Source organism: Pseudomonas sp. Sample_23 (genome assembly GCF_004307595.1).
Classification (GTDB): Bacteria; Pseudomonadota; Gammaproteobacteria; order Pseudomonadales; family Pseudomonadaceae; genus Aquipseudomonas; species Aquipseudomonas atacamensis.
Map to the genome: position 1 here is coordinate 17361 of NZ_RCNX01000040.1, position 16073 is coordinate 33433.

General features: G+C 62.2%; 16 protein-coding genes and 1 riboswitch. Of the genes, 5 read left to right on the top strand and 11 right to left on the bottom strand.

What is annotated here, in order from left to right:
- Nucleotides 1-2: 2 nt before the first annotated feature.
- Genes D8U82_RS10625 through cobO form a run of 6 tightly spaced genes read right to left on the bottom strand, consistent with a single transcriptional unit; the run spans nt 3 to nt 5978 of the window.
- Nucleotides 3-1454, bottom strand: coding sequence for a cobyric acid synthase (locus D8U82_RS10625; RefSeq protein WP_130902177.1), 1452 nt, complete (start codon nt 1452-1454; stop codon nt 3-5).
- Nucleotides 1451-2443, bottom strand: coding sequence for a threonine-phosphate decarboxylase CobD (gene cobD / locus D8U82_RS10630; RefSeq protein ID WP_122505967.1), 993 nt, complete (start codon nt 2441-2443; stop codon nt 1451-1453). Before cobD ends, D8U82_RS10625 begins: the two co-directional genes overlap by 4 nt.
- Nucleotides 2436-3344 carry an adenosylcobinamide-phosphate synthase CbiB gene (gene cbiB / locus D8U82_RS10635; protein ID WP_130902178.1) on the bottom strand — a complete coding sequence of 303 codons (909 nt, stop codon included), beginning with the start codon at nt 3342-3344 and terminating at the stop codon, nt 2436-2438. The genes cobD and cbiB overlap by 8 nt, the downstream gene beginning before the upstream one ends.
- Entirely contained in the window at nt 3341-3991 is a 651-nt protein-coding gene (gene bluB, locus D8U82_RS10640; RefSeq protein ID WP_024012169.1) for a 5,6-dimethylbenzimidazole synthase, read from the bottom strand. Before bluB ends, cbiB begins: the two co-directional genes overlap by 4 nt.
- Entirely contained in the window at nt 3988-5370 is a 1383-nt protein-coding gene (locus tag D8U82_RS10645; protein ID WP_130902179.1) for a cobyrinate a,c-diamide synthase, read from the bottom strand. Before D8U82_RS10645 ends, bluB begins: the two co-directional genes overlap by 4 nt.
- Nucleotides 5367-5978 (bottom strand): cob(I)yrinic acid a,c-diamide adenosyltransferase, encoded by a 612-nt coding sequence (gene cobO, locus D8U82_RS10650; protein ID WP_016773703.1) that lies wholly within the window; start codon nt 5976-5978, stop codon nt 5367-5369. The genes D8U82_RS10645 and cobO overlap by 4 nt, the downstream gene beginning before the upstream one ends.
- An 82-nt stretch (nt 5979-6060) precedes the next feature.
- A riboswitch (cobalamin riboswitch) is annotated at nt 6061-6291 on the bottom strand.
- A 162-nt stretch (nt 6292-6453) separates the two neighbouring features.
- On the opposite strand from cobO, the gene D8U82_RS10655 reads away from it, so the two are divergent.
- Together D8U82_RS10655 and D8U82_RS10660 are read left to right on the top strand one after the other, a co-directional pair.
- Nucleotides 6454-7038: a hypothetical protein gene (locus D8U82_RS10655; RefSeq protein WP_130902180.1), complete on the top strand. Its 585-nt coding sequence runs from the start codon at nt 6454-6456 to the stop codon at nt 7036-7038.
- 66 nt (nt 7039-7104) lie between these two features.
- On the top strand, nt 7105-8418 hold the full coding sequence (locus tag D8U82_RS10660; protein ID WP_130902181.1) for a sorbosone dehydrogenase family protein: 1314 nt from the start codon (nt 7105-7107) through the stop codon (nt 8416-8418).
- A gap of 133 nt (nt 8419-8551) precedes the next feature.
- Here the strand turns inward: D8U82_RS10660 and D8U82_RS10665 are convergent, their stop codons facing one another.
- The 5 genes from D8U82_RS10665 to D8U82_RS10685 form a co-directional block, all read right to left on the bottom strand.
- Complete coding sequence (locus D8U82_RS10665; protein WP_130902182.1) at nt 8552-9088, bottom strand: C40 family peptidase; 537 nt, start codon at nt 9086-9088, stop codon at nt 8552-8554.
- 215 nt (nt 9089-9303) lie between these two features.
- Nucleotides 9304-9921: an NlpC/P60 family protein gene (locus D8U82_RS10670; protein WP_016773699.1), complete on the bottom strand. Its 618-nt coding sequence runs from the start codon at nt 9919-9921 to the stop codon at nt 9304-9306.
- 191 nt (nt 9922-10112) lie between these two features.
- Entirely contained in the window at nt 10113-10817 is a 705-nt protein-coding gene (gene hda / locus D8U82_RS10675) for a DnaA regulatory inactivator Hda (RefSeq protein ID WP_007919828.1), read from the bottom strand.
- 206 nt (nt 10818-11023) lie between these two features.
- Nucleotides 11024-12097 (bottom strand): AI-2E family transporter, encoded by a 1074-nt coding sequence (locus tag D8U82_RS10680; protein WP_130887144.1) that lies wholly within the window; start codon nt 12095-12097, stop codon nt 11024-11026.
- Between the two features lie 34 nt (nt 12098-12131).
- Nucleotides 12132-13187 carry a DUF2066 domain-containing protein gene (locus tag D8U82_RS10685; protein WP_130887145.1) on the bottom strand — a complete coding sequence of 352 codons (1056 nt, stop codon included), beginning with the start codon at nt 13185-13187 and terminating at the stop codon, nt 12132-12134.
- A 372-nt stretch (nt 13188-13559) separates the two neighbouring features.
- Between D8U82_RS10685 and purM the strand changes: the two genes are divergently transcribed.
- From purM to D8U82_RS10700, 3 genes are read left to right on the top strand one after another with little or no spacing between them, the layout of a single operon-like run.
- Nucleotides 13560-14618, top strand: a complete 1059-nt coding sequence (gene purM, locus D8U82_RS10690; protein ID WP_016773695.1) for a phosphoribosylformylglycinamidine cyclo-ligase — start codon at nt 13560-13562, stop codon at nt 14616-14618.
- On the top strand, nt 14618-15268 hold the full coding sequence (gene purN / locus D8U82_RS10695; RefSeq protein WP_125926995.1) for a phosphoribosylglycinamide formyltransferase: 651 nt from the start codon (nt 14618-14620) through the stop codon (nt 15266-15268). The genes purM and purN overlap by 1 nt, the downstream gene beginning before the upstream one ends.
- Nucleotides 15269-15276: 8 nt before the next feature.
- Entirely contained in the window at nt 15277-15990 is a 714-nt protein-coding gene (locus D8U82_RS10700) for a DUF3108 domain-containing protein (protein ID WP_056783915.1), read from the top strand.
- The last annotated feature ends 83 nt before the right edge of the window (nt 15991-16073 follow it).

Sequence of the window (16073 nt, forward strand, 5' to 3'; positions counted from 1 at the left end):
ACTCAAATCCCACAGAGCTGACGCAACAGCCCGGTATCCAGATGCTTCTCCACCAGATCCGCCAGCCGCTCGATGTCGCGTTCGCGCAAGCCGTGGTAATCGACTTCCTGCACATCACTCAACCCGGCCCAGCGCAGCAACACCGCGCTCGCCTCGGGGGATTCGAACAAGCCATGCAGATAGGTGCCGAACACCTGACCATCGGCACTCTGCGCGCCATCGCAACGACCGTCGTCCAGATGCACCGCCGGATTTTCCAGAGCCGGCCCGGTGGTCACGCCAGCATGGATTTCATAACCGCTGACTGCGGCGTTTTCCAGCGCCAGCCGCCCGCGCACGTTGCGCAGTTGCTTCTCGGCTTCGAGCTGCGTTTCGAACGCCAGCAGACCCAGCCCCGCGCTGGAGCCGGCAGTGCCTTCCAGCCCGAGGGGGTCGTGCACCTGCTCGCCGAGCATCTGCAGACCGCCGCAAATCCCCAGCACCTTGCCGCCGTAGCGCAGATGCCGATTGATTGCCGCGTCCCAGCCGTTGGCGCGCAGATAAGCCAGATCACTGCGCACGCTTTTCGAGCCCGGCAGGATGATCAGGTCGGCGGCGGGAATCGCCTGCCCCGGGCCGACAAATTGCAGATCCACCTGCGGATGCAGACGCAGCGGGTCGAAGTCGGTGTGATTGCTGATGCGCGGCAGCACCGGCACCACTACTTTCAACACCTGCTCGGCCTTGTCGGTCTGGCGTTGGTCGATGCCGTCCTCGGCCTCGAGGTGCAGGTCCATCACGTAGGGCAACACGCCGACCACCGATTTGCCGGTGCGCTGCTCCAGCCAGTCGAGGCCCGGTTGCAGCAAGGCGATATCGCCGCGAAAGCGGTTGATGATGAAGCCTTTGACCCGCGCCTGTTCACTCGGCGAAAGCAATTCCAGCGTGCCGACCAAATGCGCAAACACGCCGCCGCGATTGATGTCGGCGATCAGCAAAACCGGGCAATCCACCGCCTCGGCAAAGCCCATGTTGGCAATGTCGCCGGCGCGCAGATTGATCTCCGCCGGCGAACCGGCGCCTTCGACCATTACCAGCGGATACGCAGCGCTGAGTCGCTCGTGCGAGGCGAGCACCGCTTGCATCGCGATGGCCTTGTAATCGTGATAGGCGACGGCGTTCATCGTCGTCACCGCGCGGCCATGAATGATCACTTGCGCGCCGGTGTCGCTGTTGGGCTTGAGCAATACCGGATTCATATCGGTGTGCGGTTCAAGACCGGCCGCTTGCGCCTGCACTGCCTGCGCGCGGCCGATCTCGCCGCCGTCAGCGGTGACTGCGCTGTTGAGCGCCATGTTCTGCGGTTTGAACGGCACCACCGCCACGCCCTGGCGGGTGGCCCAGCGGCACAACGCCGTCACCAGAGTGCTTTTGCCAGCATCGGACGTGGTGCCTTGCACCATCAGAGTGGTCATGGATTGTCCTTGGTGAAAGCTTGCAAAGCTTGTTCGAGACGCAGCTCTTGCGCGGCATCCGCTGGCAGGCCGAAACGCACGCTGCTGTTGTGGCTGAACAGGCGCAGGAGGATGCCGCGCCGAGCGAGGAATTCGTGCAGCGCTTCGGCGTGCTCGGTGATCAGCCACTGAAACAGTGCGCAGCCACCCTGCGGTGCAAAACCGCAACGGGTCAGCAGCGCCGCCAACCGTTCGCTCGCTTCATCGCTGCGAATCCGCTGACGGGTATGGCCCTCGGTGTCTTGCAGGCACGCCGTACCGAGCACCCGCGTCGGCCCGCTCACCGCCCACGGTCCGACCTGTTCGGCGAGCAGTTTGAGCAACTTGCGCTCGGCCAGAACGAAACCGAGGCGCACCCCGGCCAGACCGAAAAACTTGCCGAACGAACGCAACACCACCAGCCCGACCTGATGCGCATAGGGCGCCAGGCTCAGTTGCGGCGTGTTGTCCATGAACGCTTCATCGACCACCAGCCAGCCGCCGCGTTGCGCCAGCCGCGCATGCCAGTCGAGCAGGCGCGCCGGGGTCAGGCTGAGGCCGGTCGGGTTGTTCGGATTGACCACCACCAGCACATCAAGACTGTCGAGAAAGAATTCGACTTCCTGCTCGAGCACTTCACGGACAATGTAACCGCTGCGCCGCCACGCTTCGGCATGCTCGGCATAGCACGGCGACAACACGCCGACCTTGCCGGCCCGGCGCAGACGCGGCAGCAACTGGATAGCCATTTGCGAGCCGGCCACCGGTAGCACCTGCGCGGCGCCGTAATAATCGCAGGCCGCCTGTTCCAGACCGTCATCGGTTTCCGGTAAGCGCGCCCAGGCGCGTAGCGGGATCTCCGGGATCGGGAACGGCCATGGCGCGAGGCCGCTGGACAGGTCGAGCCAGTCGGCTTCGGCAATCCCGTAATCGAGTGCAGCCTTGCGCAGCCGGCCACCGTGCTCAAGCATAAAATTCCGCCCCCAGGCAAAGCATCAGCAGCCATAACCATACGCCGCGCTGGACCAATTGCCAGCCACGGTCGATGGAATCGGCATCAGCCGGCGCACCTTCGCCCAGTTGCGGACGTTCATGCAGTTCGCCGTGATAGATCGCCGGGCCACCCAACTCGACGCCCAGCGCACCGGCACCGGCCGCCATCACCGGGCCGGCGTTGGGGCTGTCCCACTTTGGCGCCTGGGTGCGCCAGCACTTGAGCGCGAGTCGGGTTTTGCCGAGCAGCGCGTAGGTCAATGCCACCAGACGCGCAGGAATGTAGTTCAACACGTCGTCGATTTTCGCCGCCGCCCAGCCGAAACGCTCGAAGCGTTCGTTGCGATAACCCCACATCGCATCGAGGGTATTGCTCAAGCGATACAGGACCACGCCCGGCGCGCCGGCGACGACAAACCAGAACAGCGCAGCGAACACCGCATCGCTGCCGTTCTCCAGCACCGACTCAGTCGCGGCGCGGGCAACCGCAGTGCCGTCGAGTTCATCGGTCTGGCGGCTGACCAGATAACCGACACGCTTGCGCGCCTCGTCCAGATCATCGGCGCGCAACGCCGCCGCAACCGGCGCAACATGTTCGCCGAGGCTGCGCATGCCGAGGGCGCAATACAACGCGAGAATCTCGACAATCCAGCCGACATAAGGCGCCCAAGAAAATGCCGTGGCGAGCAAGGTCAGCGGCAGTACCGCGATAACCCACGCGGTCACGCCATGGCTGCGCCAGCCACGGCCGCCGGCGTTGAAGCGTTGCTCAATGCGTCCGGCAAAATTGCCGAACGCCACCAGCGGATGCCAGCGTTTCGGTTCACCGAGCAGCGCATCCAGCGCTACCGCAGCGACACTCAGCAACGCCACACTCATTGACTCACTCCCCAATAATTTTCGTACAGCAGCTCGTTCAGCGGTCGCGCCTGCGCCCAGCCTTCAAGTACCAGCATCGGCGCCGGGTAGAATTCCTTGACCGGGCCGAGACACAACACCGCCAGCGGCTTGGCACCGGCCGGCAACTTGAGCAAATCCGCCAACGCTTGCGGCTCGAACAGCGAGACCCAGCCCATGCCCAAGCCTTCAGCGCGGGAGGCCAGCCACAGATTCTGGATCGCGCAGGACAACGAGGCCATGTCCATTTCCGGCAACGTGCGCCGACCGAAGATGTGTTTTTCGCGATCGTCCATCAGCGCCGCGACCAGCACCTCAGCGCAGTCGTTGATGCCTTCGACCTTGAGCTGCATGAACTCATCGCTGCGCTCGCCAAGGGCTTCGGCGGTGCGGATGCGCTCTTCTTCCACCAGATCGCGGATCTGCCCGCGCAGAGCGCGATCGCTGATGCGGATGAAGCGCCACGGCTGCATCAGGCCGACGCTCGGCGCTTGATGAGCGGCTTCGAGCAGACGACGCAGCAGCTGCGGTTCGACGCTGCCGCCGGTGAAGTGGCGCATGTCGCGGCGTTCGGCGATGGCCTTGTAGACCGCCGCGCGTTCGGCTTCGGAGAATGTGTTGTCGGTCATGGCCCTTTCGCGAGCAGGCTCGCTCCCGCAGGGTTCAGGTCATCCATTGTGGGAGCGAGCTTGCTCGCGAAGCCGGCCTCACTGTCTGGCGCAAACAATGACGCAATCGCAGTCGGATTCGATGGGAAATAAAAGTGCACGTACGACGCCGTCATCCGTCCCTCGCGATAAACCGCCTCAGCGCCGCGCCCGCCATTGGGACTCAGCCCACGGGCAATCGGCGTCAGCTCGGTTGTAGTCAGCGAATGGTGATACGTATGCCCCCGCAAGGAACCTTCCGGCAGCTCAACCGCCTGCAACGCCAACGCCGCGAGACGCTTCTGCATCACCGCCTCGCCCTTGAGCAAACCGACCAGCTCAGCACGGGTGCCTTCCACGTCGGTCAGCGAATCCAGTAGATAAAGCATGCCGCCACACTCGGCGAGCAACGGCTTGCCCGCCGCGTGGTGCGCGCGGATTGCTGCAAGCATCGAGGTGTTCTGCGCCAGCGCGACGTGATGCAACTCTGGATAGCCGCCCGGCAGATACAGGCTGTCCGCCTCGGGCAATTGCGTGTCGCGGATCGGCGAGAAAAATTGCAGCTCGGCGCCCATCGCCCGCAGCAGATCGAGGCTGGCGCCATAGGTGAAGGCAAAGGCTTCATCGCGGGCGACGGCGATGCGCACACCATTCAATAAAGGCTCGGCGGCGATGAGGTCAGGCGCGGCGAATTCAACCGCAGGTGGCAGCGCGACTTGGCAACTGCTGGCCAGCGCATCGGCAGCCGCGTCGAGACGCAGATCCAGATCATTCAATTCGCTGGCCTGGACCAGACCGAGGTGGCGGCTCGGCAATTCGATGCCGGTCTCGCGGGACAGCGCACCGTACCAGCGCAAACCTTCGGTGAGGCTGCCTTCGAGCAATTGCGCATGGCGCAAGGTGCCGACGCGGTTGGCCAGCACGCCAGCGAACGGCAAGTCCGGCTGATACTTCGCCAGGCCCAGCGCCAAGGCGCCAAAGGTCTGCGCCATGGCGGTGCCGTCGATCACGCCGAGCACCGGCACACCGAAGTGGCGCGCCAGATCAGCGCTGGATGGCGTGCCGTCGAACAGGCCCATCACCCCTTCAATCAGAATCAGATCAGCCTCGGCGGCGGCTTCCCACAACAGGCGGCGACTTTCCTGCTCGCCGACCATCCACATGTCCAGTTGATACACCGGCGCACCGCTGGCGCGCTCGAGGATCATCGGGTCGAGAAAGTCCGGACCGCATTTGAATACGCGCACCTTGCGCCCCTGATTGCGATGCAAACGGGCGAGTGCAGCGGTGACGGTGGTCTTGCCCTGACCGGAGGCCGGCGCGGCGATCAACACCGCCGGGCAGTGACGTGGTTGCTTCAAAGTTCGACGCCTTTCTGCGCTTTGATCCCGGCCTGGAAGGCGTGCTTGAGCATGCCCATCTCGGTGACCGTGTCGCCCATCTCGATCATTTCCGGCTTGGCGCCGCGACCGGTGACCACCACGTGCTGCATCGGCGGACGCGCCTGCAAATCGCTGAGCACCTGATCGAGATCGAGGTAGCCGTGCTTGAGGGCGATGTTCAATTCGTCGAGCACCACCAGACCGATCGAAGGGTCGCGCAACAATTCGCGCGAGACTTCCCAAGCGGCGGTCGCCGCGGCGATGTCGCGCTGACGATCCTGGGTTTCCCAGGTGAAGCCTTCGCCCATGACGTGGAAACGCACCTGCTCGGGGAAGCGGCGGAAAAACAATTCTTCGCCGGTGCTGTTGCGGCCCTTGATGAACTGCACCACGCCGCATTGCATGCCGTGGCCCATGGCGCGGGCGAGCATGCCGAACGCCGAACTGCTTTTGCCTTTGCCATTGCCGGTCAGCACCAGCACCAGGCCACATTCGTCGGGCGAGTTGGCGATGCGTTCGTCGATCACGGCTTTCTTGCGCTGCATGCGCGCCAAATGGCGTTCGTCACGCTCGGGGGAATCAGTCATGGGGGGAGCTCTCCGTTGAGGCTGGATAACGGCGGGCAGGCACAAGAATAGACGGCAAAAAGCCTGGCATCGCCCACCGTGATGCCGCTGAGATGGATCAGGCCGGTCTCCGGGCTCATGAGCGGCGTTTCGCCTGACTGCGCGCCTTCCCGCTTCTTTCGAGGCAGTGGCTCAAGGCGCAGTTTTCACTCATTTACCGTTGCGGGGGCAGCGCCGGGATCGTCGTGGCTTCGCTTGAAGACCACACTCACCGGCTTCCCTGTTTCACTCTGTCGACGCGGGGCCACAGAGCACCTGAAACAAGCGGCGAAGGTTAGAGGGTTGGGGGTGGAGCGTCAATTGAAGAGGCGCTTTGCGCGCGAATAACTGCCGCTGATCAAATGTGCAGCGGCAATCTTGTGCCAGACTGTGACAAGTGATATCAAAGAGCCATGCTTTTTCCGAAAAGCCCACTACAACAATAAGGATGACGACGATGCAAGGCATGATCATCAGCAACCCGCGCTTGGAATTCCTGCGCCCGGTGCTGGAACGCTGGTTTGACTGTATCGATCGCTACAACACCGTTCGCGGCGACAACGACACGCCGTACTGGCACGACGAGAAAGCCAATCTGGGCCTGCTCGCGGCAGCGGCGTGGATGGCTGAAATGGTCACGCTGAACGACACCGCCACGCGCAAACAGAACGAAGAAGGCGAACGCAATGCCCGCGCCGATCTGTTGATTGCCGGCAGCGAAGACCGTGCATTCATTCAGGCCACGCAACGCTGGCCACGGGTCAACAACCTCAACCTGACCCAGGCCCTGCTCGACATCACCGTTGATGCCAAGCGCATCAGCTACGCCAGCGATCTCAAGCTCGGCTGCCTCTTTGTTGCTCCGCAAAAAGCCCAGCACAGCGCCAGCCCCGAGGAACTGCAGGACATGGTCGACGACCTGCAAAAGGAACACACCTGCGCCGTGGCCTGGTATTTCCCCTACGCCTATCGCAAATTGCACAGCGACGCGGGCAACTATCATCCGGGCATCGCCGTGCTGTTCAAGGAAGCCCGCGGGTGAGCAGTTGAACCATCGGGCCTGCGCCCTCCTCTATGTTTAGGAATGCATTCATAGGGAAGATCAGCAATGCGCAAGGCCCCACTCGCTCTCATCATCGCCGTCGCTGGCGGGCTCGCTGCCTGCGGTGAAACCTCCAGCCTGCAAGTCTCCGACGGCACCGGTCCGTCACCGAAACTGCCCGAACCGAACAAGACGCTGATCCCGACAGTCAACATCGCCCCGGCGGTGGGCTGGCCGGAAGGTGCGAAACCGACCGCTGCGGCCGGCACTCAGGTCGCAGCGTTTGCCGAAGGCCTCGATCACCCGCGCTGGCTCTATGTGCTGCCCAACGGCGATGTTCTGGTGGCGGAAACCAACGCGCCGCCCAAGCCCGATGACAGCAAAGGCATTCGTGGCTGGGTGATGAAGAAAGTCATGGGCAAGGCCGGCGCCGGCGTGCCCAGCCCGAACCGCATCACCCTGCTGCGTGATGCCGACCACGATGGCGTCGCGGAAACCCGCACGGTGTTCCTGCAGAACCTCAATTCGCCGTTTGGCATGACGCTGGTCGGCAACGATTTGTACGTTGCCGACACCGACCGCCTGCTGCGCTTCAACTACGAGCCGGGCGCCACCGAGATCAAGACCCAACCGATCAAAGTCGTCGACTTGCCCGGCGGCACGCTGAATCACCACTGGACCAAGAACGTCATCGCCAGCAAGGACGGCAACAAGCTCTACGTCACCGTCGGCTCGAACAGTAACGTCGGCGAAAACGGTCTGGATCAGGAAGAAGGCCGCGCGGCGATCTGGGAAGTCGATCGCGCGACCGGCAATCATCGGATCTTTGCTTCGGGCATTCGCAACCCCAACGGCCTCGCCTGGGAACCTACCAGCGGCGCATTGTGGACAGCGGTCAACGAGCGTGACGAAATCGGCAGCGATCTGGTGCCGGACTACATCACCTCGGTCAAGGACGGCGGCTTCTATGGCTGGCCGTACAGCTACTATGGCCAGCACGTCGATGTGCGAGTCAAACCGCAGAATCCGGATCTGGTGGCCAAGGCCATCGCTCCGGATTACGCGGTCGGTCCGCACACCGCTTCGCTGGGCCTGACCTTCGCCGATGGCAACCGCTTGCCGGCGCAATTCAAGGAAGGCGCATTCATTGGCCAGCACGGCTCGTGGAACCGCAAACCGCACAGTGGCTACAAGGTGATTTTCGTGCCGTTCACTGGCGGCAAACCGACCGGGCAACCGGTGGATGTGCTGACCGGTTTCCTCGACAAGGACGAGAATGCGCTGGGCCGCCCAGTTGGCGTGGTCATCGATCAGCAAGGTGGCTTGCTGGTGGCGGATGATGTCGGGAACAAAGTGTGGCGTGTGTCGGCCATGAAGTGATGTTGAATGTGACTTGAAACAACTGTGGGAGCGAGCCTGCTCGCGAATGCGTAGTGTCAGCCTCCATTGAATTGGCTGATACACCGCTTTCGCGAGCAGGCTCGCTCCCACATTAGAATGTATGCGATTTTTACTACGGGTTATGCGCCAGCTGCCCCGGCTGCAACACCCGCTTGGCGCTCAGATACGCCTTCTGCCAATAGGCCTTCGACAGGCTATCGAGCTTGACCGTGCCACCCGTGGCCGGTGCGTGCACGAAGCGACCCTCGCCGACGTAAATCCCCGCGTGACTCACCTGCGAGCCGCCATTGGTGGCGAAGAAAATCAGGTCGCCGGTCTGCAAGCCTTCCTTGCCGACATTCGGCGCCTGCATGATGATCATTTCGCGGGTCGAGCGTGGCAGCGAAATTCCCGCCGCGTCGCGGTAGACGAAACCGATCAGACCACTGCAATCGAAACCGGAATCTGGCGTGTTGCCGCCCCAGCGATACGGCGTGCCGACCAGGCCGAGGGCGCGGAACAGCACGTCTTCAGCAACGGGAGAAAAAGCCTGGGAAGGACCGAACACGATCGGCGCGCGAACCACGGGGGCTGGCGGCGGTGTACGGCTGGCGCAGGCGCTGAGCAGCGCGGCGCAAAGGATCAAGGTGAGGCGGGCCGACATCGTCATAAGCAGAACATCCTGATCTGGCTGCGGCTTTCTCTGCCGAATGGACAGAAACAAAACCGCCTGCGTCATCACGCAGGCGGTTTGCCATCAATATAGATTCAGGATTCTAGCGGCTACGCGGCAAACTTCAAGTAAGACTTTAACTTCACCTTGTAAAGTTTAGGTCTACTCCATTGCCGTGCCGTTTTGTCGCCGCGAACGCAGCGACATGCAGTTTACTTGCGAGCGGTGACCACGGTCGGCGCCATGGCGAGTGCGCGCTTGGCTTCGATGAAAGTCTTGCTCCAGTAGCTGTCACCCAGGCTGTCGATGCGAACACCGCCGCTGCGACGACTGCTGGAGTGGATGAACTGATTGTCACCCAGGTAGATCCCGGCGTGACTGACACGACCGCGACGACCATTGGTGGCGAAGAACAGCAGATCACCCGGCTCAAGGTTGCTGCGCGAGACCAGCGGCGCATCAACGTTGATCATTTCGCGAGTCGAGCGCGGCAGGTTCATGCCCGCCTCTTCGCGGAACAGGTAACCGATGAAACCGCTGCAATCGAAGCCGGCTTCAGAGGTACCGCCGAAACGGTAACGGGTACCGATCAGGGACATGCCGCGTTCGAGGATGCTGTCAGCCAGTACAGGAAGCTGATAAGGCTTGCTGCCGTTGAACTGGTTGAGTTCTTTTTCGGTGTCCAGCTCTTCCTGGTAAATAACGGAAGACTGGGCAGTAGCAGAATTCTTGACCTGTTGCGGCGGCTCTTGAACCGGAGAATGAGCAGCACAACCGAATAACAGGGTAACGAGTGCGAGAGGCACGAGGGGTGCGAAGCGCTTTAGCATGGGCACGACCGTGGCTGGTAGTTGTAAAGAAGCCGAGACTATGCCCGCTATCGTCCTCATTTGCAAATTCAATCGAACTTTATGTGACTTCCCGGTTTCGCGTTTACATCTAAGCGCGTAACTCGTCTGGCCGGTGAATCGGCGCAGGGACGCGGGTTTTCTGGCGCCTGAAAGCTGGCAAAAGCCCACTACTACCAGCCCAGAGTTTCCTTGAGGAAGGGAATGGTCAGCTTGCGTTGCGCTTGCAAGGAAGCCTGATCAAGCTGCTCGAGGAGATCGAACAGCGCGCTCATGCTCCGCGTGCCGCGAGTGAGAATGAAGTGCCCGACTTCATCGGTCAGGTGCAGACCGCGACGGGATGCGCGCAATTGCAACGCACGCAATTTGTCTTCATCGGAGAGCGGGCGCATCTGGAAGATCAGCGCCAGGGTCAGGCGGGATTTCAGGTCAGCCAGCTTCACAGGCAGTTCGCGCGGCGAAGTGGACGCGGCGATCAGCAGGCGCCGGCCGCTGTCACGCAGACGATTGAACAGATGAAACATCGCCTCTTCCCAGTCCGCCTTGCCAGCAATCACCTGCAAGTCATCCAGGCAGACCAGTTCGTACTGTTCAAGGTTGTCGAGGATTTCCACGCCGCGGTCCATCAACTCGGCCAGCGGCAGATACACCGCCGGTTCGCCCATCTGCTCGAAGCGCAGGCACGCGGCCTGCAACAGATGCGTGCGCCCGACGCCGTGCTTGCCCCACAGGTAGATCAGGCTCTCCGTCCACCCGGCGTCGGCTTCGCAGAGACGCTCGACATAGCCGAGTGCAGCGGCATTGGCGCCTGGGTAGTAGTTGATGAAGGTGGCGTCGTCACGCAGACGCACACCTAGGGGCAGCTGAATCGGTTTCATGCTGACTGAACAGTTCTCAAAGGAACCGTTAGTGGCCTCTGTGTAAAGTTGGCGAAGTTTATACCCGTGAGGCTGAGCGCACAATGCGACAGACCCCAAGCAAAATCAAAGGTTTGCGTTGACGCAGCGGTTTGATGGCAGATTCTCTGGCGCCCTCGCCCGAACGAAACGGGGCAGCCCGGCCAAGCGCCGGGCCGCCCGCGCCATCACAGCTCAGGTTCGTCAACGCCGCTGTAGATCCCGGAATCCTTATACAAGTCGTGGACATGACGCACCAGCACCATGATCACCGCCGCCACCGGCAACGCCAGCAGAACGCCGGTGAAACCGAACAGCTCGCCGCCAGCGAGGATCGCGAAGATCACCGCCACCGGGTGCAGGCCGATCCGATCCCCGACCAGGAGCGGCGTCAACACCATGCCTTCCAGTGCCTGACCGACCATGAACACCGCGACAATCCCGACCATCGGGTACAGATCGCCACCGAACTGGAACAATCCGGCGATCAGCGCCGCGCCAATGCCGATGACAAAACCCATGTACGGCACGATCGCCGCGAGCCCGGCAATCAAGCCGATCAACAGCCCCAGCTCGAGACCGACGATCATCAGGCCAGCCGCGTAGATCACCCCCAACGCAACCATCACCAGCAACTGCCCGCGCACAAACGCGCCGAGCACTTCGTGGCACTCGCCCGCCAGCGAAACCACGCGCTCTTCGCGATCACGGGGCAGCAGGCTGCGGATCTTGCCCATCATCACGTCCCAGTCGCGCAACAGATAGAAGCTCACCACCGGAATCAGCACCAGGTTTGCCAGCCAGCCGATCAGCGCCAGGCTCGAGGCCGTCGCCTGACTCAGCACCACGCCGACGATGTCGGTGGTCTGGCCCATGTGCTCGCTGATCGCAGCTTTGACCTTATCGAATTTCCAGAAGCCGTCCGACAGCCCCAGTTTCGCTTGCGCCCACGGCACAGCGGTGTGCTGCAACCAGTCGAGCATCTGCGGCGCCAGCTCGTACAGACGCAGCAACTGCTTGGCGAGCATTGGTACCAGCACCAGCAGCAACGCGGTGACGATCAAGGTGAACAAGGCAAACACGGCGATCACACCCCAGGTTCGCGACAGCCCGAGCCGTTCCAGACGATCCACCAGCGGGTCGAACAGATAAGCCAGCAACAACGCGACCAGAAACGGCGTGAGGATCGGGTGCAGCAACCATACAAACGCGCAAAGCAGGACTACCCCACCGAGCCAGAACCAACGCCGCGTATCGGCCATTTACCACTCCTGATGCTTCTATATAAGGAAAGACTTACCAGCGAAACCGCAACGACGGCGCCGCTGCCGGGGTTGGCGCTGCGACCGCAGGCGTACCATCCGCCGCTGGCTGGGCAGGCGCCACCGGGGCCGGCGCTTCGGCCGGCAGTTCCTGCAACTTCGCCAGCGACAATTGCGCGCGCAATTGATCGACGCTGCCATTGACCCGGTAGACGATGCGATCACCCTGCACGCTTTGCAGACGCACGCCGAACGGTTCGAGTAACCGCAGCAGCGCCGCATAATGCTCCAGATTCATGCCCTGCACTTCCAGGGTCTGCTGACCCGACGCGCCGGGCTTGGCGACAAATCGCGGCGCCAGACGCTCGGCTACCGCCAGCATCACCGCATCGGCAACAGCTGCCTGATCGGCGCCCTGTACGCTGCCGGCCTCTTTCTGATCACCGAGCCACAAGCGCCATTTCGCCTGCCACTGCCCGCCCTCTTCGCGCGCGTGCACCGCCAGCAAGGCGTCGGCGTTGTAGCGTTCCGAAGCACTGCGCAGGGGCGCGGGATCAGCGCTTTCCAGCGCCGGTGCGGTGGCAACCAGTTGCTCACTGAGATCAGCGAGTGGCAAACGCAGTGGCAAACCGCGATGTTGTGCGGCTGTGCGCAATGCTGAGGCTGCGGTTTGACCGTCACCGACCAGACTCGCACCTTCGGTCGAGTCGTTCAGCCACCAGCCGAGGATCGACGGTCGACTGGCGCCCCACACCGGCAACCCGGCCCGGCGCAAGGCCTGCTCGGTGGTTGCCGGATCGAAGTCGACTTTCAGCACTTCCGGTGGCCCGGCGTCGAAACCGAACTGGCTGATGATCTGCTGCGGATCCTTGCGAATCGGCGCCAGCCCCGGGTTCTGCGCGGCTTTCGGGTCGCCGGTCAGGCGCAGCACCAAGGTATCGAGCGCCGCCTGCGTGGCGCGATCACGCTCTTGCGGTGCCTGGCCGTTGACTGGCTGACGCACCTGATACAGGCCTTTGAGGTTTTCGGCATGGCTCGCCAGGCTGACCAGCGTCAGGCAGCCTACAAACAACAATTTACAAAAACGCATGGAAAATTCCCGTCGACAGGAGCGGCTGGAACACGCCGCGTGAACCGTTTGAGCAAGGCTGTGACCCCCTCCCCTGGCAAAACATTCACACGGTGGCGGTAAGTTTTTGCACAGTCCTAACGATAGACGGTTAATCGCCACACCTTATACAGGCAGTCATACCCTGCGATTGCAAAAAATTTCCGCCGATATGGCCCTGCCCGTCGGTGCGAGGATGGCCGCTGCCCCTCAAGCCTGATAAAATCGCGCGCCTTCGCAGACCGGCAACAGCCGGGCCCCTCGAAACTCGCGTGAGGCGATCGCCCATCGAGTTCGATGTTCCCGCTGAACTCGGTCGTAACCCCTGAATCCCCTCCCCTAAAGGCCTGGATCATGAGCAAGCAACCCTCCCTGAGCTACAAGGACGCCGGTGTAGACATCGACGCCGGTGAAGCATTGGTCGAACGCATCAAGAGCGTCGCCAAGCGCACTGCGCGCCCGGAAGTCATGGGCGGCCTGGGCGGTTTCGGCGCCCTCTGCGAAATCCCGGCCGGCTACAAGCAGCCAGTGCTGGTCTCCGGCACCGACGGCGTCGGCACCAAGCTGCGTCTGGCGCTGAACCTGAACAAGCACGACAGCATCGGCATCGACCTGGTCGCCATGTGCGTCAACGATCTGGTGGTGTGCGGCGCCGAGCCGCTGTTCTTCCTCGACTACTACGCCACCGGCAAACTCAACGTCGACACCGCTGCCCAGGTTGTCACCGGCATCGGCGCTGGCTGCGAACTGTCGGGTTGCTCGCTGGTTGGCGGCGAAACCGCTGAAATGCCAGGCATGTATGAAGGCGAAGACTACGACCTGGCCGGCTTCTGCGTCGGCGTCGTGGAAAAGGCGGAAATCATCGATGGCTCGAAAGTCGCCACCGGTGACGCGCTGATCGCCCTGCCATCGTCCGGCCCGCATTCCAACGGCTACTCGCTGATCCGCAAGATCATCGAAGTCTCCGGTGCCGACATCGAAAACACCCAGCTCGACGGCAAACCGCTGACCGACCTGCTGATGGCCCCGACCCGCATCTACGTCAAGCCACTGCTCAAGCTGATCAAGGACACTGGCGCTGTGAAGGCCATGGCCCACATCACCGGTGGCGGCCTGCTCGACAACATCCCGCGCGTGTTGCCAAAAGGCGCTCAGGCTGTAGTTGATGTGGCCAGCTGGACTCGCCCGGCCGTGTTCGACTGGCTGCAAGAGAAAGGCAACGTTGATGAAACCGAAATGCACCGCGTGTTGAACTGCGGCGTCGGCATGGTCATCTGCGTAGCTCAGGAGCACGTCGAAGTGGCCCTGAACACTCTGCGTGACGCTGGCGAGCAGCCTTGGGTCATCGGTCAGATCGCCGTGGCCGCCGAGGGCGCTGCGCAGGTCGAGCTGAAGAACCTCAAGGCTCACTGATGCCAAAGTCCTGTGATGTCGTGGTGCTGTTGTCCGGCACCGGCAGTAACTTGCAGGCTCTGATCGACAGCACGCGGACCGGCGACAGCCCGGTCCGCATCGCTGCGGTGATTTCCAACCGCGCCGACGCCTACGGCCTGCAACGCGCCCGCGACGCGGGTATCGTCACCCGCTCGCTGGATCACAAAGCATTCGATGGCCGCGAGGCCTTCGATGCCGCGCTGATCGAACTGATCGACCAATTCAACCCCAAACTCGTGGTACTGGCCGGCTTCATGCGCATTCTCAGCGCTGATTTCGTGCGCCACTACCAGGGTCGCCTGCTTAACATCCACCCGTCGCTGCTGCCCAAATACAAAGGGTTACACACTCATCAGCGTGCGCTGGAGGCCGGCGATACGGAACATGGCTGCTCCGTGCACTTCGTCACCGAGGAACTCGATGGCGGACCACTGGTCGTACAAGCAGTATTACCGGTAGAGTTGCACGACACGCCGCAGAGTCTGGCGCAACGAGTCCACGCTCAGGAACACCTGATCTACCCGATGGCAGTACACTGGTTTGCCGAAGGCAGGCTGACACTCGGTGACCAGGGTGCTTTACTCGACGGCCAGTTACTCGCCGCCAGCGGCCACTTGATTCGACACTAGGAGATATTATGCGTCGCGCCCTGCTCTTCGCTTGCGCTCTGCTCGCCCTGCCCTTCGCGCAGGCAGCGGACCTTCAACCGTTCTCCGCCAGCTACACCGCCGACTGGAAGCAGCTGCCCATGAGCGGCACCGCCGAACGCAGCCTGACCAAGGAAGCCGACGGCGTCTGGAAGCTCAGCTTCAAGGCATCGATGATGATCGCCAGCCTGACTGAAGAAAGCACCCTGAAGCTGGACAAGGACACGCTGCTGCCGCAGTCCTACCACTTTGAGCGTGGCGGTCTGGGCAAAGCGAAAAAGGCTGATCTGGACTTCGACTGGGCCAACAAACTGGTGACCGGCACCGACCGTGGCGACGCGGTGAAAATCCCGCTGAACCGTGGCATGGTCGACAAGTCGACCTACCAACTGGCGCTGCAGCACGACGTTGCCGCCGGCAAGAAAAGCATGAGCTATCAGGTGGTTGATGATGGCGAAGTCGATACCTATGACTTCCGCGTGCTGGGTTCGGAAAAGGTCGACACCAAGGCCGGCCAGATCGACGCGATCAAGGTCGAACGCGTGCGCGATCCGACACAAAGCAAGCGCATCACCGTGCTGTGGTTCGCCAAGGACTGGGATTACCTGCTGGTGCGTCTGCAACAGGTCGAGACTGACGGCAAGGAGTACAACATCATGCTCCAGGACGGCACGGTTAACGGCAAAACCGTTAAAGGCAGCTGATCCATAGCAGAACAAAGAGCCCCGCGAACGCGGGGCTTTTGTTTATCTGTTCGATGATACTGCGCGGCGGCCTACCCCTCACC

Excerpts from the sequence above, each read along its gene's own strand:
- D8U82_RS10700 (WP_056783915.1), top strand. The coding sequence starts at position 15,277 with ATGCGTCGCGCCCTGCTCTTCGCTTGCGCTCTGCTCGCCCTGCCCTTC.
- hda (WP_007919828.1), bottom strand. The coding sequence starts at position 10,817 with ATGAAACCGATTCAGCTGCCCCTAGGTGTGCGTCTGCGTGACGACGCC.
- D8U82_RS10665 (WP_130902182.1), bottom strand. The coding sequence starts at position 9,088 with ATGACGATGTCGGCCCGCCTCACCTTGATCCTTTGCGCCGCGCTGCTC.
- D8U82_RS10625 (WP_130902177.1), bottom strand. The coding sequence starts at position 1,454 with ATGACCACTCTGATGGTGCAAGGCACCACGTCCGATGCTGGCAAAAGC.
- D8U82_RS10660 (WP_130902181.1), top strand. The coding sequence starts at position 7,105 with ATGCGCAAGGCCCCACTCGCTCTCATCATCGCCGTCGCTGGCGGGCTC.
- D8U82_RS10685 (WP_130887145.1), bottom strand. The coding sequence starts at position 13,187 with ATGCGTTTTTGTAAATTGTTGTTTGTAGGCTGCCTGACGCTGGTCAGC.
- cbiB (WP_130902178.1), bottom strand. The coding sequence starts at position 3,344 with ATGAGTGTGGCGTTGCTGAGTGTCGCTGCGGTAGCGCTGGATGCGCTG.
- D8U82_RS10680 (WP_130887144.1), bottom strand. The coding sequence starts at position 12,097 with ATGGCCGATACGCGGCGTTGGTTCTGGCTCGGTGGGGTAGTCCTGCTT.
- D8U82_RS10655 (WP_130902180.1), top strand. The coding sequence starts at position 6,454 with ATGCAAGGCATGATCATCAGCAACCCGCGCTTGGAATTCCTGCGCCCG.
- cobO (WP_016773703.1), bottom strand. The coding sequence starts at position 5,978 with ATGACTGATTCCCCCGAGCGTGACGAACGCCATTTGGCGCGCATGCAG.
- cobD (WP_122505967.1), bottom strand. The coding sequence starts at position 2,443 with ATGCTTGAGCACGGTGGCCGGCTGCGCAAGGCTGCACTCGATTACGGG.
- bluB (WP_024012169.1), bottom strand. The coding sequence starts at position 3,991 with ATGACCGACAACACATTCTCCGAAGCCGAACGCGCGGCGGTCTACAAG.
- D8U82_RS10670 (WP_016773699.1), bottom strand. The coding sequence starts at position 9,921 with ATGCTAAAGCGCTTCGCACCCCTCGTGCCTCTCGCACTCGTTACCCTG.
- purN (WP_125926995.1), top strand. The coding sequence starts at position 14,618 with ATGCCAAAGTCCTGTGATGTCGTGGTGCTGTTGTCCGGCACCGGCAGT.
- purM (WP_016773695.1), top strand. The coding sequence starts at position 13,560 with ATGAGCAAGCAACCCTCCCTGAGCTACAAGGACGCCGGTGTAGACATC.